Source organism: Nocardia macrotermitis (genome assembly GCF_009604405.1).
GTDB lineage: Bacteria > Actinomycetota > Actinomycetes > Mycobacteriales > Mycobacteriaceae > Nocardia > Nocardia macrotermitis.
Map to the genome: position 1 here is coordinate 170136 of NZ_WEGK01000004.1, position 20126 is coordinate 190261.

Annotated in this window: 19 protein-coding genes; 10 read left to right on the forward strand and 9 right to left on the reverse strand. The window is 67.7% G+C overall.

Annotation, left to right across the window (positions count from 1 at the left end):
- Positions 1-163: 163 nt before the first annotated feature.
- Entirely contained in the window at positions 164-832 is a 669-nt protein-coding gene (locus NRB20_RS10960) for a pyridoxamine 5'-phosphate oxidase family protein (RefSeq protein WP_153409976.1), read from the reverse strand.
- Between the two features lie 69 nt (positions 833-901).
- On the opposite strand from NRB20_RS10960, the gene NRB20_RS10965 reads away from it, so the two are divergent.
- Positions 902-2266, forward strand: coding sequence for an aminotransferase-like domain-containing protein (locus NRB20_RS10965; RefSeq protein WP_153409977.1), 1365 nt, complete (start codon positions 902-904; stop codon positions 2264-2266).
- A gap of 295 nt (positions 2267-2561) precedes the next feature.
- Here NRB20_RS10965 and NRB20_RS10970 read toward each other — a convergent pair whose 3' ends face one another.
- Positions 2562-3947, reverse strand: coding sequence for a sensor histidine kinase (locus tag NRB20_RS10970; RefSeq protein WP_153409978.1), 1386 nt, complete (start codon positions 3945-3947; stop codon positions 2562-2564).
- Between the two features lie 107 nt (positions 3948-4054).
- Here NRB20_RS10970 and NRB20_RS10975 point away from each other — a divergent pair, with 107 nt between their 5' ends.
- The gene (locus NRB20_RS10975; protein WP_153409979.1) at positions 4055-4723 is read left to right on the forward strand and encodes a response regulator transcription factor; all 669 of its coding nucleotides are present in this window, start codon (positions 4055-4057) and stop codon (positions 4721-4723) included.
- Positions 4724-4962: 239 nt separating this feature from the next.
- On the opposite strand, the gene NRB20_RS10980 is transcribed toward NRB20_RS10975, so the two are convergent.
- From NRB20_RS10980 to NRB20_RS10995, 4 genes are all read right to left on the reverse strand, one after another.
- Positions 4963-6351, reverse strand: a complete 1389-nt coding sequence (locus NRB20_RS10980) for an MATE family efflux transporter (protein WP_153409980.1) — start codon at positions 6349-6351, stop codon at positions 4963-4965.
- On the reverse strand, positions 6351-7421 hold the full coding sequence (locus NRB20_RS10985) for a PLP-dependent cysteine synthase family protein (protein WP_153409981.1): 1071 nt from the start codon (positions 7419-7421) through the stop codon (positions 6351-6353). The genes NRB20_RS10980 and NRB20_RS10985 overlap by 1 nt, the downstream gene beginning before the upstream one ends.
- A gap of 28 nt (positions 7422-7449) precedes the next feature.
- On the reverse strand, positions 7450-8763 hold the full coding sequence (locus tag NRB20_RS10990; protein ID WP_319944739.1) for a type III PLP-dependent enzyme domain-containing protein: 1314 nt from the start codon (positions 8761-8763) through the stop codon (positions 7450-7452).
- Positions 8764-8903: 140 nt separating this feature from the next.
- On the reverse strand, positions 8904-9866 hold the full coding sequence (locus NRB20_RS10995) for an ornithine cyclodeaminase (protein ID WP_194289801.1): 963 nt from the start codon (positions 9864-9866) through the stop codon (positions 8904-8906).
- A gap of 197 nt (positions 9867-10063) precedes the next feature.
- Between NRB20_RS10995 and NRB20_RS11000 the strand changes: the two genes are divergently transcribed.
- From NRB20_RS11000 to NRB20_RS11025, 6 genes are all read left to right on the forward strand, one after another.
- The gene (locus NRB20_RS11000) at positions 10064-11278 is read left to right on the forward strand and encodes an ABC transporter substrate-binding protein (RefSeq protein WP_227833414.1); all 1215 of its coding nucleotides are present in this window, start codon (positions 10064-10066) and stop codon (positions 11276-11278) included.
- On the forward strand, positions 11275-12360 hold the full coding sequence (locus tag NRB20_RS11005) for a FecCD family ABC transporter permease (protein WP_319944740.1): 1086 nt from the start codon (positions 11275-11277) through the stop codon (positions 12358-12360). The genes NRB20_RS11000 and NRB20_RS11005 overlap by 4 nt, the downstream gene beginning before the upstream one ends.
- Positions 12357-13124, forward strand: coding sequence for an ABC transporter ATP-binding protein (locus tag NRB20_RS11010; RefSeq protein WP_153409984.1), 768 nt, complete (start codon positions 12357-12359; stop codon positions 13122-13124). Before NRB20_RS11005 ends, NRB20_RS11010 begins: the two co-directional genes overlap by 4 nt.
- A gap of 87 nt (positions 13125-13211) precedes the next feature.
- Positions 13212-13583: an ArsR/SmtB family transcription factor gene (locus NRB20_RS11015; protein WP_153409985.1), complete on the forward strand. Its 372-nt coding sequence runs from the start codon at positions 13212-13214 to the stop codon at positions 13581-13583.
- Positions 13584-13843: 260 nt separating this feature from the next.
- Entirely contained in the window at positions 13844-14089 is a 246-nt protein-coding gene (locus NRB20_RS11020) for a DUF2630 family protein (RefSeq protein WP_153409986.1), read from the forward strand.
- A gap of 17 nt (positions 14090-14106) precedes the next feature.
- A complete protein-coding gene (locus NRB20_RS11025) occupies positions 14107-15606 on the forward strand; it encodes a carboxylesterase/lipase family protein (protein WP_153409987.1) in 1500 nt (499 codons plus the stop codon).
- 4 nt (positions 15607-15610) lie between these two features.
- Here NRB20_RS11025 and NRB20_RS11030 read toward each other — a convergent pair whose 3' ends face one another.
- Entirely contained in the window at positions 15611-16198 is a 588-nt protein-coding gene (locus NRB20_RS11030) for a TetR/AcrR family transcriptional regulator (protein WP_319944741.1), read from the reverse strand.
- Positions 16199-16280: 82 nt separating this feature from the next.
- Here NRB20_RS11030 and NRB20_RS11035 point away from each other — a divergent pair, with 82 nt between their 5' ends.
- Together NRB20_RS11035 and NRB20_RS11040 are read left to right on the forward strand one after the other, a co-directional pair.
- Positions 16281-17123, forward strand: coding sequence for a class I SAM-dependent methyltransferase (locus NRB20_RS11035; protein ID WP_153409988.1), 843 nt, complete (start codon positions 16281-16283; stop codon positions 17121-17123).
- A gap of 221 nt (positions 17124-17344) precedes the next feature.
- On the forward strand, positions 17345-18193 hold the full coding sequence (locus NRB20_RS11040; protein WP_153409989.1) for a glycoside hydrolase domain-containing protein: 849 nt from the start codon (positions 17345-17347) through the stop codon (positions 18191-18193).
- Between the two features lie 3 nt (positions 18194-18196).
- On the opposite strand, the gene NRB20_RS11045 is transcribed toward NRB20_RS11040, so the two are convergent.
- Both NRB20_RS11045 and cobF read right to left on the reverse strand, forming a co-directional pair.
- Entirely contained in the window at positions 18197-19063 is an 867-nt protein-coding gene (locus tag NRB20_RS11045) for an Fpg/Nei family DNA glycosylase (protein WP_319944742.1), read from the reverse strand.
- A gap of 237 nt (positions 19064-19300) precedes the next feature.
- The gene (gene cobF / locus NRB20_RS11050) at positions 19301-20050 is read right to left on the reverse strand and encodes a precorrin-6A synthase (deacetylating) (protein ID WP_319944743.1); all 750 of its coding nucleotides are present in this window, start codon (positions 20048-20050) and stop codon (positions 19301-19303) included.
- Between the last annotated feature and the right edge of the window lie 76 nt (positions 20051-20126).

The window sequence follows — 20126 nt, forward strand, 5'->3', positions numbered from 1 at the left end:
GTCTCGGCACGGCCACCAACTCCGCAGGCTCGGATGCGACGTGAACGATCTTGTCGCAATGGGTATTTCGCGCAGCGATCGTGATGCGCCGCCCGCGCGGACCACCGGATCGGCAGGGCCACCGAATGTGGACCAGAGCCGAAACCCTCTGGTAGCTGCGAACCTACCTGCGGGACAGGACGTGGGTGGGGATTTCTATGCCGGGGGCGAGGTCGGCCGACGGGATGGGTGGGGCGAAGGTTTGGTGGAGGGGGAGGGTGCCTGCCCAGGCGGTGCTGGTGAGGTCGGATTCGTCGTCGCTGGGGTCGCCGGTGCGGGTTTTGACGGAGGCTTCGGTGAGGTCGAGGGACAGGACGGTGGTGGCGGCGAGTTCTTTGCGGGTGGGTGGGCGGACGGTGTCCCAGGCGCCGGGGGCGGCGTGTTCGACGATGACGCGCAGAGCGTGTAGGCGCTCGGCGTGGTCGGTGAGTTCGGTGGGGCGGCCGTGGATGACGGCCGAGCGGTAGTTCATCGAGAAGTGCATGGCCGAACGGGCGTAGACGATGCCGTCCACCAGGGTGACCGCGACGGAGACATCGCCCGTCATGGCCGCGCGCAGGTTGCCCGAACCGGTGGATCCGTGCAGGTAGAGGGTGTCACCGCCGCGGCCGTAGATGGTGGGGATGACCGCCGGTGCGCCGTGCATCAGGACGCCGAGGTGGCAGATGGTGGCGGTGTCGAGGATCGCGTCGAGTGCGGCGCGGTCGGTGGCGTCGCGTTGACCGCGATACCGGGTGACGGTGCTGCGGAGCGTCGGCGAGAGCGGGGTGCGGGTGGCGACTGACTCGGTCATATTCCCAGGTTCCCCGAACCAGTGGCATTATCGAATGGCCAATTACGTACTGTTTCGAAAGACCACTTCATGGCGCAGCCGGATCTGCCACTGCTGATCGACCGCGCGTCGGCGACACCGCTGGCCGTGCAGGTCGCCGATGGTCTGCGCGCCGCCGCGACCGCCGGACGACTGCGCGGCGGCGATCGGCTGCCCTCCTCCCGCGCGCTGGCCACCCAACTCGGCGTCAGCCGCACCGTGGTCACCGCGGCCTACGATCAGCTGCACGCCGAGGGCTGGCTCAGCGGCCGCCACGGTTCGGGCACCTACCTCACCGCCTCCCCCGCCGCCGCACCGCGAGATCCGGCGGCCGTCAGCGCCGAACAGCCGCGCACCGATCTGCTCGATCTGGTTCCCGGCACTCCGTGCGTAGCGGCGATCGACCGGGCGGCCTGGCGACGGGCCTGGCGCGCGAGCGGAGATCGAATCCCGTTGGCGCACAAGCACAGAGCGGGCGAACCCGAATACTGCGAGGCCGTCGCCGAACATCTGCTGCGACATCGCGGCCTGGGCGGCGAAGCCGTGGTGCTGGCCACCAACGGAACCGGTTCGGCCGTAGGCGAACTCGCGGCCGCGCTGCTGCGTCCGGGTGACGCGGTGGCCGTGGAGGAGCCCGGATATCTGCGCGCGGTCGGCGCACTGCGGGCCGCGGGCATCCGGGTGCTGCCCGTCCCGCTGGATACCGACGGACTGTGCGTGGACCTGATCCCGCCGCACGTCCGTGCGGTGTATTGCACACCCGCACACCAGTTTCCGCTCGGCGCGCGGATGCCCGCCACCCGCCGCGTCGCCCTGGTCGACTTCGCCCGGCGCACCGGGGCCCTGGTGATCGAGGACGACTACGACGGCGAACTACGCTACGACACCGCCCCGCTCCCCCTGCTCGCCACCCTCGCCCCCGATGTGGTGATCCACCTGGGCACCACCTCGAAGATCCTGTCGACCACGTTGGGCGTCGGCTGGCTGGTCGCGAACCCGGAAATCGCGAATGCCGTAGTGGCACACCGCGAACGAGTCGGCACCCACCCCGCGCCCGCGGGCCAACGCGTCCTGGTGGAACTGGCCCGCCACGGCGACCTGGCCCGCCACCTGCGCCGCCTCCGCCGCGAAATGCCGCCCCGGCGAGCACTTCTCGTCAACGAACTACGTGCCCACGACCTCCACGTCAGCGGCGACGACGCGGGCTCCCACGTCACCGTCCCCCTCCCCACCGCCGCCCACGAGAACCGAGCCATCACCACCGCCCACTCCCACGGCGTCCTGCTCGACGGCCTGGCCCGCCACCACAGCGGCCCACCTCGCGAGTTCGGCATCCCCCTCGGCTACGCAACCCTCTCCCCCACCGACCTCGCCACCGCCGCCCGAATCGCAGCCCGCTGCATCGCCGAGGCATGAGATTCGAACCCCGCCCATTCTCACCCTGTCACCACAGACGCCCGGTCCGCAGCACGGCATTCCGCAATCGGCAATCGCGACCGCGCCTCACTGCCGTGTCAGCACTCAGGCACCGACCCACTCGCAGGTCAACCACCTGGAACGACGAATCCGGACACTCGGCGAGTGCCCAGGCGACAAATCCTTGAAGCGACCACATTTCCCACGATTTCGGCGGCGCACCTCTCCATCGCCATACGCAACGCCCGACATACCAGCGACGCGGCGTGCGACAGTTGCCGCCTGAACGAATGCATTACGCCTGCGGCAGTGGGAGTTTCACGAGCACTCTGGCGCCACCGTACGGCGAATCCTCGATGGTGACCGTACCCCCGTGCGCCGCAACGATTTCCGCGACGATCGCCAACCCGAGTCCGGCGCCCCCGCTGTCGCGTCCACGGTCGTCCTGTAGACGGACGAAGCGTTCGAAGACCCGTTCCCGTTCGGAGACAGGGATTCCCGGACCGTCGTCGTCGACGATCAACTGCGCCCCCGACAACGTGCGCACGGTGCGGATCGTGACGATCGAGGTGGTGTGCGTGATGGCGTTGCCGAGCAGGTTGCGGGCGACGCGGGTCAGCGAGCGCGCGTCGCCGCGCACCCGGACGGGGTTGAACTGCCGGGCCAGCGTCACATCGGCGGGATGGCGGGTGGCCTCGAGCGCGATGGCGGCGACATCGTCCAGGTCGACGTCGGTGACCGGAACCGTGAGCCCGTTCTCGTCGGCGGCGGCGAGCATGAGCAGGTCGTCGATGAGATATCGCATGCGTTCGGCCTCGGGCAGCAGGGTGCGGGCGGCCAGCTCGGTGTCGAAGGCCCCGGGATGATCACGGGCGAGTTCCAGCCCACTCAGCACGGTCGCCAGCGGACTGCGCAATTCGTGCGAGGCATCGGACAGGAACCGCCGCTGCGCAAGGTGACCGGCCTGGATGCGGCCCAGCATCTCGTTCATGGTGACGGCCAGCCGAGCGACCTCGTCCCGCGCGGAGGGCACCGGCACCCGCTCGGCCAGTCCGGTGCTGCCGATCCCCGCGACGCGCGAACGGATCGTCTCCACCGACAGCAGCGAACGCCCCACCAGCGCATATGTCGCACCGGCGGCCACCGCGACGACGACCGGGGTACCGATCGCCAACGCCAGCGCCACCTCCCCCATCGCGTCCTCGACCGGCTGAGTGTTCCCGGCGACCATCACCGTGACCGGCCCGGACGGGGAGTCGACCCGCCGCGCCGACAGCCTCAGATCCGAATCGCAGCACAATGACTGTCCGACAACGGTTTCAGCCGCCGGAATCAGTGGCGGATGGCTCCCGGACCGCTCGGAGGATCGCAGCACCCGCCCGGATCGGCCCACGATCTCCACGATCACCACATATCCGTTGGGTTCGAACAACGCCGCGCTCGCGGTTTCGGGCGGGGTGGTGCGCAGTTGTGCGGCGATATCGTCGAGGCGCGCGACGGCGGCGCTGTCGACCGTGTCGAACATCGATCGCAACAGCAGCCACAGCATCAGGGTCGCGCCGAATCCGAGCACGACCGTGATGACGGCCGCCGCGACCAACGCCGATCGCACCCGCAATCCCCATCGCGAGGGCGGCCACAGCACCGCGAGGCGTTCGCGGACCCGCCTCTGCCATCGCATACCGACTCCCTCACCTATGCATATAGTTTGCTTAGCCTAAGTTAAGGTAGATGACGGATCGAGTCGTCAGCAGGGGGTTTGCCGGACCGGAAGGGAGTGCACAGCTCATGCGTGTGCTACTGGTCGAGGATGAGGCGGGGCTGGCGGAAACCGTGCGCCGCGGCCTCGAACACGAGGGATTCCACGTCGAGATCGCGGGCAACGGCGTCGACGGACTGTGGATGGCAACCGAATTCGACTTCGACGTGATCGTGCTGGACATCATGATGCCGGGTTTGAGCGGCTACGAGGTACTGCGCGGCATCCGCGCCGGGGACGTCAGCACGCCGGTACTCATGCTGACCGCCAAGAACGGCGCGCTCGACGAGGCCGACGCCCTGGACATGGGCGCGGACAACTATCTCACCAAACCGTTCTCGTTCGTGGTGCTCATCGCCCGGATCCGCGCCCTGATGCGACGACAGTCACCGCAGCAGCGCGAGATCCTCACCGTCGGCGATCTCGCACTCGATCCGAGTCAGCGTTCGGTGCGTCGCGGTGGAGTCGAATTATCCCTGACACCAAGGGAATTCGGCCTGCTGGAATTCCTGATGCGCAATCCCGGCACGGTGGTGAGCAAATCGGAGATCCTGCGCAACGTCTGGGACAGCCACTACGACGGCCCGGACAACGTGGTCGCGGTCTACATCCGCTACCTGCGCAGCAAGATCGACATCCCTTTCGACAGAACAACTTTGAAGACCCACCGCGGGGTCGGATACCAGCTGGCCGACTAGCGCCCATCCGCACGAGTCGGCACCGGCATCCGCGCCCCGCGATGGATGCGACGGCGATCGATCATGTCGCCGCTGCCGAGGACATCGGGCCGTTCGACCCGGCCGACGCCCGTGCAGCGACCCCTCTCATCCGATCGATCACCCACCACCCGCAGCCCGGACCGGCCTCCGGCGAAAGACATCGAAAACTGTTGCCGCCGAAGATCTTCCACCGGATCCGAACTGTCGAGGCGGTTGGCCTACTCCGCGTGCAGATCGGCGCGGAACTGCCGCAGCAGCAGTACCGCCGTGACCCCGAACCCCGCGCACAACCCCAGCCAGATCCCGTACCCACGCCAGTGCAGCAGATACGCGGCGATCAACATGACCGGAATCCCCACGCCCCAGTACCCGATCAGCGTGATCCGCAGACTGGATTTCGTATCGCCCAGCCCGCGCAGCAATCCGACGCAGATGTTCTGTGCGCCTTTGAGATACTGGTGCGCGATCGCGAACCACAGCAGCCCGGTCGCCGCGGCCACCACCTCGGGCCCGGCACCGTGCAGGAACGGCGTCACCACCGCGCGCGGCGCGAGGCAGTACAGCAGCCCGAACGCCGTCATCGCCACCACGCTCACGGTCAGCACCCGCCGCGCGATCTGCCCGGCGTCACCGCGGTCACCGCGCCCCACGCTCCGGCTGACCAGGATCGAAGATCCTTGGGACAGACCGATGTTCAGCTGGTAGACGATGTAGGCCAGCTGATTGACGATATTGCTCGCGGCCAGCAGTTCCGGTCCGAAGATACCCATCAGCACGGTCGCGATGGAGGTGATGGCGGCCTCGTTGCCGTAGGTGAACGCGATCGGGGTGCCCATGGTGACCACGCGACGCACGGTCGCCCGGTCGAAATTCCACAGATCCAACGCGAGCAGCCCGGTGAGCTGGGCATCCCGGCGGATCTGGAGATGCAGGGCGACCAGGGTGAACACCTGAACCAGCGTGGTGGCCAGACCGATTCCGGTCGCGCCGAGCTTCGGCAGCCCCAGCCAGCCGTAGATGAACGCCGCGTCCAGCAGCGCGTTCACCGCGATCGAGATCAGCGTGACGCGCAGCAGCGAACCGGGCCTGCGCATACCGACGGTGAACTGCCGCAACACATTCAGCCACAACATGGGGATCAGTCCGGGAGCGAGCGCGATCATCATCGGGCGGGCGATCTCGACCACTTCGCGGCGTTGTCCGAACAGCGGCAGCGCGAAGCCGAGCCCGATCAGGATCAGCGCGGCCAGTAGGGAGACGAGCGTCGCGACGAACAGCCCGGCGCGCACCAACTCTCGGATCTCGACTCGCGCCTGCTCGTCGAGTTCGTCGGTGCCGGTACGCTTTTCGCCACGCCCGACCGCACCGGCGATCTGATTGCCGATGCCGGTGACCATTCCGACGCTCATGGTCCGCAACTGGTTGTAGAGCAGGATGGCCAGCCCGCCCGCAGCGATCGCGGTGACGCTCAGCAACCCCATCATCGCCAAATCGACCGTGGTCAAGGCGACTTGGGCGAGCTGCACCCCCGCGATCGGCGCGGCCAGCGCGATGACCGGCCGATATTCCCGCAACCGTCCCGTGGGACTACCGAGCAGCGCGGCCATCACGCACCCGCCTTCCGGCACAGGTCGGCGGCCGCGATATCCACCGAATCGGCATACGCGTCGAGCAGCCGGTGCAACCGTCGATGCGCGGCCTCATCCAGCAGGCCGCGCGCCCGCAACCACTCGTCGTCGTACATGGTGTCCAAGTATTTCTCACCCGCATCGCAGACGAGCACCACGATCGTGCTGCCCGCGGGTACCAGCGTCAGCCGCCGTAACGCGAGACTTATTGCGGCACCGGCGGTTCCGCCGATCAGCAGGCCGGTGCGCCGGGCGACGACGCGCGCGGTGGTGAACGCCGCGACATCACCGACCGGCACACCCTCATCGATACAGCCGTAGTCGACATTGCTGCCCACGGTGAATCCGGGCGGACTCCCCGCGCCGGACTGCCAGTACTTGCCACCCGGACCGCCGAAGATGATCGAGCCGATCGGTTCGACCCCGATCGTGGTCACCGGCACACCGCGACGACGCAGTTCTCGGGTCGTCCCGCACAGCGATCCGCCGGTGCCGACCGCGCCGACCAGGTAATCGATCCGGTCGAGCGCGTCGATCAATTCCCCGGCGAGTTCGACATAGCCGTCGTTGTTGGCCGGATTGTTGTGCTGATCGGGCCGGAACGCCCCGGTGCGGGCGGCGATCTCGTCCGCGACCCGGCGACGCTCGACCGTACTCGGCCCGCCGGTCGAATCACTGTCCACCAGAACGAGTTCCGCGCCCATCGCGGCCATGGCGCGCAGTTTGTCCCGCGCGGCGTGCGAATCCACCACGGCGGTGAAGCGATAGCCGCGTTCGAGCGCGATCATGGCCAGCCCGAGTCCGGTGTTGCCGGAGGTCGGTTCGACGATATGGCCGCCGGGACGCAACCGGCCGCTGCGTTCGGCCGCGAGCACCATCTGCCGGGCCATCCGGATCTTGCCGGAGCCGGTCGGGTTGAACTGCTCGAGTTTGAGCAGTAACCGGGTGCCCGAACCGGTGCGGGTGAGCTCCAGCAGGGGTGTGTCACCGACGAGCGCGGAGGCGTGTTCCGCGATCGCGGTGGACGATCGGCTGATCGTGGTCAGCATGGTGACGTTCCTTCGGGTCGCGTCGGCATCAGTGGGCGTCGATCGACCAGGTGTACCGGCCGTCTCGGGTGTGCACGCGCACCTTGGGCGGCAGCGGCAGCTGATGGAATCCGCTCTCGTTCTTGTCCATCTGATATCCGGCCGTATTGGGGTAGACGATCAGCTCGCCGTAGCGCGGTGCTCGCTCGAAAGCTATTTTGCGCCAGGTCAATACGTCGTACTCCAGGCAGCTGGAACCGGCGACGAACGCGGTGATCGGAGCGTCGTCACCGGGCGAACCGGCGGGCCACAGCAGCGGATCGGGCAGGAATTCACTGCCCTTCCACTGCTCGGAGATGCTCATACTCAACCCCGCGACCGTGACGGCGAAATGGTCCCCGCGCGCCTTGCACCCCTGCACCGGAAACACCGAGAAACCGGCCTGATCGAGCAGCGCCCGCCCGGGTTCGCACAGCAGCCGGGTACCGGTCTCGACGAATCGCGGCCCGACCTGCGCCAGGACCGCGGCGAGCATATCCGCGCCGACCGGGGCCTGATGATAGGGATAGAAGCGGGTGAATTGCTTTGCGGCATGGAACCATTCGTCGGAGTAGTCCTCCTGGAAACGTCGCCAATCCTCGGCATCGACGTAGTCGCAAGCGAATCCGCCACCGATATCGATCGACGTCGCCGCCAGACCGCGTGCCCGCGCGTCCAGGCAGCGATCGATCAACGCGTCGGCGAGTTCGGCGCGCGGCTGCGGCAGATAGCCGTCCAGATGGAAGGAGAAGCCGTCCATCGTAATCTGCTCGCGCACTCGAACACAGCGGTCCAGCGCGCGCTCGAGTTGTTCGGAATCCAGCCCGAAGCGGCTGTTCGGCCCGGTCGGCGGCAGCACCCGCAGCAGAATCCGCGCGGGTACCCCGACGTCGACGAGCCGTTCCAACTCCTCGAGATCGTCTATGGCGATGAGACATTCGTGCCGGGCGGCCAGCCACAGCAGTTCGCTGGATTTGGCGGGCCCGGTGACGACGATGTCGCGGCCGCGCACACCGTGCCCGAGTGTGTGCACGAGTTCCTGGGCGCTGGCGACATCGACACCGCCGTCGTGCCGAGCGCATTCCTCCAGCCACGCTCCGGCCTTGTTCGCCTTCTTGCCGAAGTAGATTCGCCCCTCGACACCCGCGACACGCAGCGCCGCGCGGAAGCTTTCGAGGTTGGCCGCGAACCGCTCGGGGTCGATCACATGGAACGGCCCGCCGACCGCGTGCGCGATGTCACCGAGCAGCGCGGGATCGGCCTGAACCGAACACGCCCAGCTCGATTGCCTGGCAGGCAGCGCGGGACCGATATTCGGTACCACCACCTGCCCCTTCGGCACTGCCGCGGGATGACCCGGCGCTCGCACCGCACCGCCCGACGCGGCTGCCGGATCGTCCCGCGATGTCGCTGAATCATCCGGCACTGCCACGGAATTCGATGCGGCTGCCCGATTCGACACTGTCAGGTCCATAATTCGACGTTCCGTCCTCGTCCGGCGGCAATGGCGCGGGTGGCGAATGCGTGGGCAACCGGGATGTCGGTGATGATCATCCCGCTGGAGAAGGCGAAGATCCGATCGCCCGGGTCGCGGCGTCCGGGCGACCTCCCGGCGAGAATGTCGGGCAGCACCGCGTCCACCCGCACCTCCCCTCCGGACGCCAATCTCGTTCCGGTGACACCCAATTGGCCGATACTCGTGGTGATGTTGTAGTCCGAATCACGCATCGCCCCCGCCGCGACGCCCTTGCTCGCGACCGAGATCATCAACCCGCCCGGCGGCAACCACCGCACATCGATCGGCGGATGCGCGGCCCGCCCCGAGGCGACGACCACGATGTCCGAGGCCGCGACCGCGCCCCGCACATCCTCGACCAACTCCAGCTTCCGATCCGGGAAGTGTTCGCGCAGAAGACGTTTCGAGCCGGCGATTCCGTCGGGATGGGTGCCGAACAGCCGGACCGTCTCCAACTCCGGCAGCACCGTGAGCAGATACGGCAGCGTGTTCACCCCCTGCACCCCGGTGCCGATCATCAGCGCGGAACGAGCCCCGGGCGCGGCACACGAGCGCGCGATCAACGCCGTGGTGGCCGGTGTGCGCGACGCGCCGACCCGCTGACAGTCCATCAACGCGAACGGCTGTCCGGTCGCGTCGTCGTACAAAGTGATTGTGGTGTAGTACTTCTCGTTGGTCTGACTACCCTGCCGGTACGAGGTCTTGAAGCCCAGATGCTCGAGGTTGGCGTCGTAACCGAGCATCGAATACGACACCGAATCGCGCCGCTCGTCGGGCAGCGGCATCATCAGTTTGGTCGGACATCGGGACTCGCCCCGCGCGAACGCGAGGTAGCCGTCCTCGACGGCGCCGATCACATCCGACGGGGATACCTGGAGGTCCGCCAGATCGCTCCGAGTGAGGATATGCATGGGGATGCGGTCCAATCGTGGGTGCTGGGGATCCGCTGAGAAGATGCGGCGTTTCGGAGGCTAGCCTTACCTAATCAACGGCCGCAAGCAACTAAGAAAACTCTTGGTCAGGGCAATTTCCGAGCTCGACCGTCGCCGTTGACACCTTCCGGACCGCACGCTTAGCCTGCCATGAGATGAGGGAAGGCTAACCAAATATGTCGAATTCAGTGTCACCGCGACCACGCCGAATGCCGGGCCGCACACCGCCGTCCGGGCGGGCAGCCTCGATCGCGGTCCTGTTCGCGACCGCGCTGCTGCTGTTGATCACCGGATGCAGCCCGGGCACCACCGGCGCCTCGAACGGGCACGAGACGACGATCACCGACGCGCTCGGCCGCAAGGTCCAGGTACGGCTGCCCGCGCAACGGGTGCTGCTGGGCGGGCAACGCCTGATCTACACCACCGCGTTCCTGAACAAGGACGACCCCACCCGCGACGTGGTCGGCTGGCCGGACGATCTGCTCCAGAACGATCAGGACACCTACGACAAGTACCGCGCGCGGTTCGCACAGCAGATGGACAAGATCACCACCACCGGTGAGGTCTACGACGGCTCGCTGTCCGCCGAACAGGCGCTGCAACTGCGGCCGGACGTATTCGTCATCAGCGCGGCGAGTTTCGAGGCCGCGCGGAACGCCGGGATCGTCGACAAGCTGGACAAGGCCGGTATCCCGACGGTCGTGATCGACTACTTCGTCGACCCCGTCGCGCACACCGTGCCCAGCGTGCGCGCGCTCGGGCAGATCTTCGGCCGCGAACAGCAGGCGCAGGCGTTCATCGATTACTACCGGTCCAAGGTGGGCATGGTGCGCGACCGGCTGGCCGCCGCGCACGCGAGCCCGACCCCGGCGTTCCTGTGGCGAGCGCCCGGCTACTACGACTGCTGTTCGACCTTCGCGCGCAGCAATCTCGCGGCACTCGTCGCCGCGGCGGGCGGGACGAACCTCGGCGACGAGTTGCTGTCCACCCCGCAGGGCACGCTGTCGCCGGAGAAGATTCTGGAGCGCAATCCCGCGGTCGTCATCGCCACCGGCGCGAACTGGGCTCCGGGTAAAACACCGGTCAAGGCAGGCGGTTTCGTGGCGCTGGGCTACAACGAGACCCCCGAGGCCGCGCGCGAACAGCTCGCCGCGGTCGTCTCGAAACAGCCGGGTTTCGACACCCTCGCCGCGGTGCGCGACCACCGCACCTTCGCGCTGTGGCACCACTTCTACGATTCGCCGTACAACTACCTGGCCGTCGAGTGGATGGCGAAGTGGCTGCACCCGGAGCTGTTCGGCGATGTGGACCCCAATGCCGAACTGGCAGAACTACATTCGAAGTTCCTGCCGATCACGGCCGGCGGCGCCTTCTGGACGGGGTTGTCGTGATCACGCTGAGCCGGACGCCGGTCGAGCGCCTGGAATCCGCGCAGGACGGGTACCGGAAGCTGACCCGGCGGCGGATCCTGATCGTCCTCGGGCTCGCAATGCTCACGGTGGCGGTGTTCTGCGGTGACGTGATGATCGGCGGTGCGCCGATGCCGGTCGGCGATCTGCTCCGGGCCGCGCTCACACCTGGGCACGCACCCGCCGTGGACGACCAGATCGTCTGGGGCATAAGGCTTCCCATGTCGGTCACCGGCATCCTGGTCGGCGGTGCGCTGGCCGCGGCCGGGGCGGGGATGCAGACGATCCTGAACAATCCGCTGGCCGAGCCCTACACGCTCGGCGTCTCCGCCGCCGCCGGATTCGGCGCGGCGCTGGCCGCGGTCACCGGGTTCACCAGTCTGCTGCCGCTCGGCAGTGAGATCGGAATGGCCGGTAGCGCATGGATTTTCGCGATCGCGGCGTGTGCGATGATCCTCGGATTCAGCCGCCTGCGCGGCGCCGGGGCCGGGGCCGAGACCATGATCCTGCTGGGTATCGCGATCGTCTTCCTGTTCAACGCATTACTCGCGCTGATGCAGTACGTGGCCTCCGAGGTGCAGTTGCAGCAGGTCGTGTTCTGGACGCTCGGCAGCCTCAGCCGCGCGACCTGGCCGCAGATCGGCACGCTGGCGGTCGTCACGGCGGTGCTGCTGCCGTTCTTCTATTGGCAGGCATGGACTTTGACCGCGTTCCGGATGGGTGACGATCGCGCGAGCGCCCTGGGCGTGCCCGTCGACCGGATGCGCACCATCGCGCTGATCGGCGTCTCGCTGCTGGCCGCGACGGCCGTATCCATCGCGGGCACAATCGGTTTCATCGGACTCGTCGGCCCGCACATCGCGCGCATCCTGGTCGGCGAGGATCAGCGGTACTTCCTCACCGCCTCCATCCTGAGCGGCGCGACGCTGCTCACCGGGGCCTCGATGGTCAGCAAGATCGTGGTGCCGGGGGTGATCATTCCGGTCGGGGTGATCACCTCGCTGGTCGGCGTGCCGGTATTCCTGCTCATCATCATGACCCGGCGACAGCGGACGTGGACATGACCCTCACCGTCGAGAATCTCGACTTCGCCCACGGCCGCACCCCCGTGCTGCGCTCGATCTCGCTGCCGGAGTTCGAACCCGGCGCGATGTATGCGGTGGTGGGGCCCAACGGGGCCGGGAAATCCACGCTGCTGCGCTGCATCGCGGGGCTGCACCGGCATTCCGGCACGGTCCGGCTCGGCGACGGAACCGTTGCGGGACAACCGGGTTCGGTGCTGTATCTGCCGCAGGATCCGCCGCCCGCGACGACGTTGACGGTGTTCGAGAACGTGCTGCTGGCCTATCAGCAGGGGGCCGGATTCCGGGTCGAGCGCGCGACGGTGGATCTGGTGTCCGAGGTGCTGACGCGGGTCGGGCTGACCGCGGTGGCCGGACGTCGGATGGCACAGCTGTCCGGCGGGCAGCAGCAGTTGGTCAGCCTCGCGCAGGCCATCGTGCGGCGGCCGTCGGTGCTGCTGCTGGACGAGCCGACGAGCAGTCTGGATCTGCACAATCAGTTGAAGATGCTCGAACTCGTACGGCAATACGCGCGGGAGCAGCCCGCGGTCGTGCTCACCACAATTCACGATCTGACGCATGCGGCGCGTTTCGCCGAACGCGTCGTGGTGCTGCGAGACGGCGGCGTGCACGTCGTGGGAACGCCGCGCGAGGTGATCACCGAGGATATGTTGCGGCAGGTCTACCGGGTCAACGCGCGCATCCATTTCAGTGACGACGACACGCTCGCACTGGCGGCCACCTCGGCCTACAACACGGATATCTGAGTCATGTTCCCCCTGGTCACCCGCCCTGACCAGGGGGAAGGCCCGCTTCTCATCGTCCTCTAATACAGTTTTTCCTACTATTCCCCCATGGACGCCTTTGGGGTTCTCGGCAACCCGACCCGCCGACAAATTCTCGAATTACTCGCATCGGGTGAGCAGAGCTCCGGCGCGATCACTCGAACGATCAGCGAACAGCGCGGAATTACCGAAGCCGCGGTATCGCAACATCTCAAGGCGTTACTCGACAATGGTCTGGCGACCGTCCGCCCCGCTGGTATGAACCGTTTCTACCGCGTCGACGTCGACGGCCTGCACCGCCTCACCGCCTGGCTGTCCCAATTCCCCCAGCCACCCCGCCAGGACCCCTGCCCCGCCCCACCCGCACCACGCCGCCCCCAGTACCGCCACCTGTCCCCCGAGCGGCCGACCCACAGCATCCCCACCGCGCACGTCCACTGATTCATCGAATCGACCGCGGTGATCACGGATTTCTTTGCACAACAACAAGATTCATCGTGCATTCCGCCGCGCAACGCCGTCGGCCGCACAAGCAAACGACTGCACGGCTCGCCACCCGAACATGTCGCGGGTACGACGAACAAGTAACCCGGCCCGGATCTGTAGACATTCGAGCGCTGCGAACCCACAGAGCGAGCGCTGCCGCGGGTGCGCGGAACGAGTCCCGACGCGAGGTGAGCGAGGCCGTTAAACTCGGCTTCATGACCGAACACGATGTTCTCGCGCGGATCAGTGAACTGGTGGATCAGGAGCATCGGCTTCGGTCCAAGGCGGCGCAGGGGGCGCTCGGTCAGGAGGACGAGCGGGCGCGGCTGGCCGAGCTGGAGGTGCAGCTCGATCAGTGCTGGGATCTGCTGCGACAGCGGCGCGCGCGGATCGATCAGGGTGGCGATCCGGATGATGCCCAGGTCAACCCGGCCAAGCAGGTCGAGGGATACCTGCAGTAACAGCTACCATCGACCTCATGGCAGAGATTTCCCTCGCGGACGGTGCGGTTCGCGGCCATCGCGGTCGTCGTGTGGTGCGCTGGCGTTCGATTCCCTACGCGGCCGCGCCGGTCGGTGAGCTGCGCTTCCGGGCCCCGCAGCCGGTGGCGCCATGGCAGGGGGTGCGTGATGCCACCGAATTCGGTTTCGCCGCGATGCAGCATCGCTCGGGCGCGCGCATCGGCCCCCGCACCACGCAGCCGACCGCCGAGGACTGTCTGACCCTGAACGTCGTCGCCCCCGCGGAACCGTCCTCGACGCCGCGACCGGTGATGGTGTTCATCCACGGCGGCGCGTACCTGATCGGCACCTCGGCGCTGAGCCTGTACTCGGGTACGCGGCTGGCCACCCGCGGCGATGTCGTGGTCGTCTCGATCAACTACCGGCTCGGCGCGTTCGGCTACGTCGATTTCAGCGAATTCTCCACGCCCGAACGGCCTTTCGACTCCAACCTGGGCCTGCGCGATCAGGTGGCGGCCCTGGAGTGGGTGCAGCGCAATATCGCGGCGTTCGGCGGCGATCCGGACAACGTCACGATATTCGGCGAGTCCGCGGGCGCGCACGCGGTGCTCTCGCTGCTGGCCACGCCCGCCGCGGCCGGACTGTTCCATCGCGGTATCGCCCAGAGCGCACCCGCCGACTGGGCGGTGACCGCCGAGCAGGCCCGGCTGTTCGCCCGCACCTGCGTCGAAAAGCTCGGTGCCACACCGGAAACCGCGGCCGAGGCGTTGAGCGACGCCAGCGCGAACGATATCCGCAAGGCGGTGGAATCGCGGCTGGGCAAGTGGACCCGGCAGCATCCGGGCACCTTCGTCGCGTCCCCGGTCGTGGACGGCGACTTCCTGCCCGAGGCCCCGATCGACGCGATCGTCAACGGATCGGCCCACCGGTTGCCGCTGATCATCGGCACCAACCGCAACGAGGCGACGCTGTTCGCGCGTTTCGACGACACCCTGCCCACCACGCAGGAGCGCATGCGCGAGGTACTGGCCGGGTCCGAGGGTGCCGAATCCCGTATCGCGGCAGCGTATCCCGGCTATCCGGCCGCGAAGACGGCGGTGCGGGCGGGCGGTGATTTCGTGTTCTGGCGGCCCTCACTCGAGGTCATGGCCGGGCACAGCCGGCACGCGCCGACCTACGCCTACCGCTTCGATTTCGCCCCGCGCGCAGTGCGTTTGGCCGGATTCGGCGCGACGCACGCATTGGATCTGATCCCGGTGTTCGGCGGGGTGGATTCGCCGATCGGGCGGGTGCTCACCGCCGCGGGCGGGCACAAGGGTTTTCGCGCGGTGCAACGCGAATTCCAGGACAACTGGCTGGCTTTCGCGCGCACCGGCACACCGCTGGCGTCCTGGCCCGAATACAGCGAGCAGCGACGGATCACGCGCGTCATCGATGCGCCGTCCCGGCTCGAGGTGGATCCGGAGAAGTCCAAACGCCTTGCCTGGGAAGGGGTTCGGGTTCCAGCGGTGAGCTGAACCGTTACCCCGGCAGGGCTCCGGCCAGGACCGTGGTCACCATCCGCGCGACCTCCGCGGACTCCGGCGGCGCGGTCCGGTCGGCGAAACGCAGATGGCCCGCGCCGACCAATGTCGGTGCGAGAGTGGCGATATCGGCGTCGGCGGTGAGGCGGCCGAGTTCGCGTTCCCGTCGCAGATAGGTCTCGATCATCTCGGCGGCCTCGCGCATCAGCGGGATGCCGGGCGTCCCGGCGCGGCGCAGCCTGGCACGAAGTTCGTCGCGGAAGATCACCAGGCTGACGATCGAGACCGCGATGGTGCCGAACAGCTCGGTCAGTGCGGCGGTGAGATTCGCGACGACCGTTCCGGTTCCGGCCGATTCCTGTAGCGCGTGCGCCTGCGCGTTCAACTTCGTGATCCGGTCCCGGACGAGTTCGGCCAGGAATTCGTCGAAATCGCTGAAGTGCCGGTGCAGTACGCCCTTCGCGCACCCCGCCTCGGTGGTGACCGCGCGGCTGGTCAGGGCGTCGGGACCGTCCCGCAGCAGGATGCGTTCGGCCGCGCCGAACAGCTGCTCGCGCACATCGCGCAGGGCCACTCCGGTGGGCACCGGCACTCCTTTCCGCTCAGGGCGAACTCGATGACGCACTCGAAACGTTGTCGAGTGGGCATGCGCCCATTACCGTGGGCACATGCCCACTCTACCGCCCGAACAGCCCGGACCAGCACCGACCGAGACACCCTCGCCCGAGACTCCGCACCGGGCCCGCGCCATCGCCGAATCCTTCGGCGTGGACGCACCCCGCTACGACCGCACCCGCCCGCCCTATCCGGCCGCGCTGATCGAGCGCATCCGCACGACCGCGCCCGGCGGCGCGATCCTGGACGTCGGCACCGGAACCGGCATCGTCGCACGACAATTCCGGGATCTGGGCTGCACCGTGCTCGGCGTGGAACCCGACGCGCGGATGGCCGAATTCGCGCGCAGCACCGGAATCGAGACCGAGGTCGCGACCTTCGAGACCTGGGCACCCGGGGACCGCCGGTTCGACGCGGTGGTGTCGGGCACGGCCTGGCACTGGGTGGACCCGGCCGCCGGGGCCGCGCAGGCCGGGCGGGTATTGCGGCCCGGCGGGCTGCTCGCACCGTTCAACCACGTCTTCCAGCTGCCGCCCGAGGTGGCCGAGCGGGTGCAGGCGGTCTATCGGCGGGTGATTCCCGACTCGCCGTTCCTGGATCAGCCGACCCGTCCGACCGTGGACCTCTACCGGGCGTTCTTCGACCGCGCCGCCGAGGGGATGCGGGCGAGCGGCGCGTTCGAGGAGCCGCGGCAGTGGCAGTTCGAGTGGCAGCGCGACTACACCCGCGACGAATGGCTGGATCAGTTGCCGACGACCGGCATGTTCACCCGGCTCGAACCGGATCGGCTGGCCGAGATCCTGGCCGGGACCGGCACGGTCATCGATGAACTAGGGGGCGTCTTCACGATGTCGTACACGACCGTCGCCGTCGCGGCCATCCGGAAAACCGATTGATATCGGATCCTGTTGCACACCAAGGGAATTCGTTCACATTCGAGATGAGGTGCCGGGCACCCCGAGCCCGGCACCCGTCCGATCGCCGCGCGGTTCCGAATCACTGAGCACGTAAAGCTCACGGCCAGAACATCATCAGGGCGATCACCCACACCTCGGCAGCCATCGCGACGTGTGGCCGGTCGCCGCATCAGCCATATCTTCGATCGGGGAGGAACGACATGGCCAATGGTCTGGATTATGCCGGGGGAATTCCCGGCGGCGCGGCCATCGCGGCCGCCGGATATCGATTCGTCTGCCGCTATCTCACTCCGGGCGGTCCCGGCCTACCCGGCAAACTACTCACGCCCGGCGAAGCGGATGACTTGCGCGCCAACGGAATCGACATCGTCGCGAATTGGGAGACCACCGCCGACGCGATGTTGAACGGTTACGACGCCGGGCGCGCGGACGCCGCGGCCGCACTGCGGCAGGCGCTGGCCTGCGGCGGCTCGGCGGACCGCCCGATCTACTTCTCCGCCGATTTCGACGCCACCCCCGAACAACAGGCCCCGATCAACGCCTACCTCCAAGGCGCCGCAACGGTTCTCGGCACCAAGAACGTCGGCATCTACGGCGGGTACTGGACCGTCTCGCGGGCGCTGGACGCGGGCGTGGCCGCCTGGGCGTGGCAGACCCAGGCGTGGAGCGGCGGGAATCAGGATCCGCGCATCAATATCCTGCAGAACGTCTCCCTCGGATACGCCCACGTCAACGGCGTCGAATGCGATATCGACCAATCCCTGACCGCCGATTTCGGACAATGGAGCCTAGGAGGAGATATGCAACTGAGTGACACCATCACCGATGCGTACGGGAATCAGGTTTCCGTCGGCGACGCCCTCAAATGGCTGCTCTACCACACGGATCTGACCGTCGACCAGATCGGCGGCGAGGGCACTCGGACCGCGATGCCCGCCGTGTTCACCGGCTGGCCGCAGCTCAACGGCCGCACGATCGTGGACGCGCTCGCGGAAATCGGTGCGCACCTCGGCATTTCGGGCTATCAAGCGCCGACGAACCAGACCTGAGGACTATTTCAGCAGCCGCGACATGCGCCGGTCGGCCAGGATCTTGCCGCCGGTCTGACAGGTCGGGCAGTACTGGAAAGACTTGTCCGCGTAGGCAACTTCACGCACGGTGTCACCGCACACCGGGCAGGGCAGACCGGTCCGGGCGTGCACCCGGAGCCCGGATCGCTTCTCGCCCTTGAGTTTCGCCGCCTCCTGGCCGACCGATCGATCGATGGCGTCGGTGAGGATCTCGCGCATCGCCGCGTACAGCCGCTCGACCTCCTCGGGGGTCAGGCGGTTGGCGGTGGCGAACGGGGAAAGCTTTGCCGCGTGCAGGATTTCGTCGGAATAGGCATTGCCGATTCCGGCGATCACCACCTGATCGGCCAGTACCGTCTTGAGTCGCTGAGCGGTGCCGTGCAGCAGTTCGGCGAACTGCGCGGAGGTGACCTCCAGCGCGTCGGGGCCCAGGCGGGCGATGCCGGGGACCGTCTGCGGATCCTCCACGACCCACACGGCCAGGCGCTTCTTCGTTCCCGCCTCGGTCAGGTCGAAGGCCGGAGTCGCCCCCTCGGAGGTGAACAGATGCACCCGCAGCGCCAGCGGCCCCTTGCCCGGTTTGGGCGGCGTACGCCCCGGCTCATCGATCCAGCGCAGCCAACCGGCCCGCGACAGATGGGTGATCAACCACAGACCATCGCACGCCAACCCCAGATGCTTACCCCAGTGCCCCGCCCCGGTGACATCGCGACCCGACAGCGCGGTGACCGGCGGATCGAACGTCTTGAGCACACTCAGCGCCGCGACATCCACCCGCCCCACGACCGCGCCCACCGCATGCTCGACCAGGAACCGCTCGAGCGCCACGATCTCCGGTAATTCGGGCACCCCTGCACCCTACCGGCGACCACCGACAATCCGAGCCGGAAATCCGGCCCACTCGCCGAGCCGGTCGATCCAGGACGCACCGCGAGTCGCCGAAGAATTCCACATCCATCCACACCGCAGTGCACGGACCGGCGCGACGGTTCGGAGAACATCCTCGGACCGCGCCCCGACGGCAGTGGCACTCGCCATCTGCGTATCGCCGTCGCGTCTCCCGGCGAAGTTCAGACCACGACGGACTCAGCCGACATCCCGGCGCAGCAGGTAGATGTCCATGATCCACCCCTTCTGCTCGCGGAGTTCGTTGCGACGCTGGAGGATTCGCGATTCCACCGCACGCAGCGGGCCTTCGATGAGTTCCTCGTCTGGCATGCCCAGGTACGCGCCCCACCAGATGTGCACGTCGTCGCCGGGAACGCCGGTGAAGGAGGTCTCGCCGTCGAGCATGACCACCGTGGGCACGCCGGGCGCCAGCCCTTCCTCGCGCAGGCGGCGGCCGGTGGTGATGTGCACCGGTTCGCCTATCTCGTGCAGCACGATCCGGTGTCGGGCGGCCAGGGCCTGGGCGCTGGTCACGCCGGGAATCACCTCGTAGTCCAGCGGCATCACGGCATCGACGCGCTCGATCATCCGCAACGTGCTGTCGTACAGCGCGGGATCCCCCCACACCAGAATCGCCCCGACCCCGTCGTGCCCCGCGAACGCCTCCCCCAGCAGCGCCGCGCGCCGCGCATGCCAATCCAGCACGACGTCCCGGTACTCCCCGTCCCCCACCGTGCGCTCGCGCGGCGGATCGACGATCTCCACGATCCGGTATTCCCGATCCATGTGCGCGGCCAGAATCGCGGTCCGCACCTCCACCAACTCCCGCTTGGCCTCCCCCTTACCGATCACGAAGAACACCTCGGCCCGCCGCATGGCATTGACGGCCTGCACCGTCACCTGCTCCGGATCCCCGGCCCCGATCCCGATCACATAAAGCTTCCGCACCCCGCAAGCTTGCCAAACCCCCACAACCAGCGGTTCCCGGGTGGACGCTCCATGGTCGGCGCGGAAACCGGCACCC

What these genes read in the sequence shown, in the direction of transcription:
- NRB20_RS11040 (WP_153409989.1), top strand. Translation starts at nt 17,345, where the DNA reads ATGGCCAATGGTCTGGATTATGCCGGGGGAATTCCCGGCGGCGCGGCC.
- NRB20_RS10960 (WP_153409976.1), bottom strand. Translation starts at nt 832, where the DNA reads ATGACCGAGTCAGTCGCCACCCGCACCCCGCTCTCGCCGACGCTCCGC.
- NRB20_RS11035 (WP_153409988.1), top strand. Translation starts at nt 16,281, where the DNA reads ATGCCCACTCTACCGCCCGAACAGCCCGGACCAGCACCGACCGAGACA.
- NRB20_RS11025 (WP_153409987.1), top strand. Translation starts at nt 14,107, where the DNA reads ATGGCAGAGATTTCCCTCGCGGACGGTGCGGTTCGCGGCCATCGCGGT.
- NRB20_RS11000 (WP_227833414.1), top strand. Translation starts at nt 10,064, where the DNA reads ATGTCGAATTCAGTGTCACCGCGACCACGCCGAATGCCGGGCCGCACA.
- NRB20_RS10980 (WP_153409980.1), bottom strand. Translation starts at nt 6,351, where the DNA reads ATGGCCGCGCTGCTCGGTAGTCCCACGGGACGGTTGCGGGAATATCGG.
- NRB20_RS10985 (WP_153409981.1), bottom strand. Translation starts at nt 7,421, where the DNA reads ATGCTGACCACGATCAGCCGATCGTCCACCGCGATCGCGGAACACGCC.
- NRB20_RS11010 (WP_153409984.1), top strand. Translation starts at nt 12,357, where the DNA reads ATGACCCTCACCGTCGAGAATCTCGACTTCGCCCACGGCCGCACCCCC.
- NRB20_RS10970 (WP_153409978.1), bottom strand. Translation starts at nt 3,947, where the DNA reads ATGCGATGGCAGAGGCGGGTCCGCGAACGCCTCGCGGTGCTGTGGCCG.
- NRB20_RS11020 (WP_153409986.1), top strand. Translation starts at nt 13,844, where the DNA reads ATGACCGAACACGATGTTCTCGCGCGGATCAGTGAACTGGTGGATCAG.
- NRB20_RS10995 (WP_194289801.1), bottom strand. Translation starts at nt 9,866, where the DNA reads ATGCATATCCTCACTCGGAGCGATCTGGCGGACCTCCAGGTATCCCCG.
- NRB20_RS10965 (WP_153409977.1), top strand. Translation starts at nt 902, where the DNA reads ATGGCGCAGCCGGATCTGCCACTGCTGATCGACCGCGCGTCGGCGACA.
- NRB20_RS11015 (WP_153409985.1), top strand. Translation starts at nt 13,212, where the DNA reads ATGGACGCCTTTGGGGTTCTCGGCAACCCGACCCGCCGACAAATTCTC.
- NRB20_RS10975 (WP_153409979.1), top strand. Translation starts at nt 4,055, where the DNA reads ATGCGTGTGCTACTGGTCGAGGATGAGGCGGGGCTGGCGGAAACCGTG.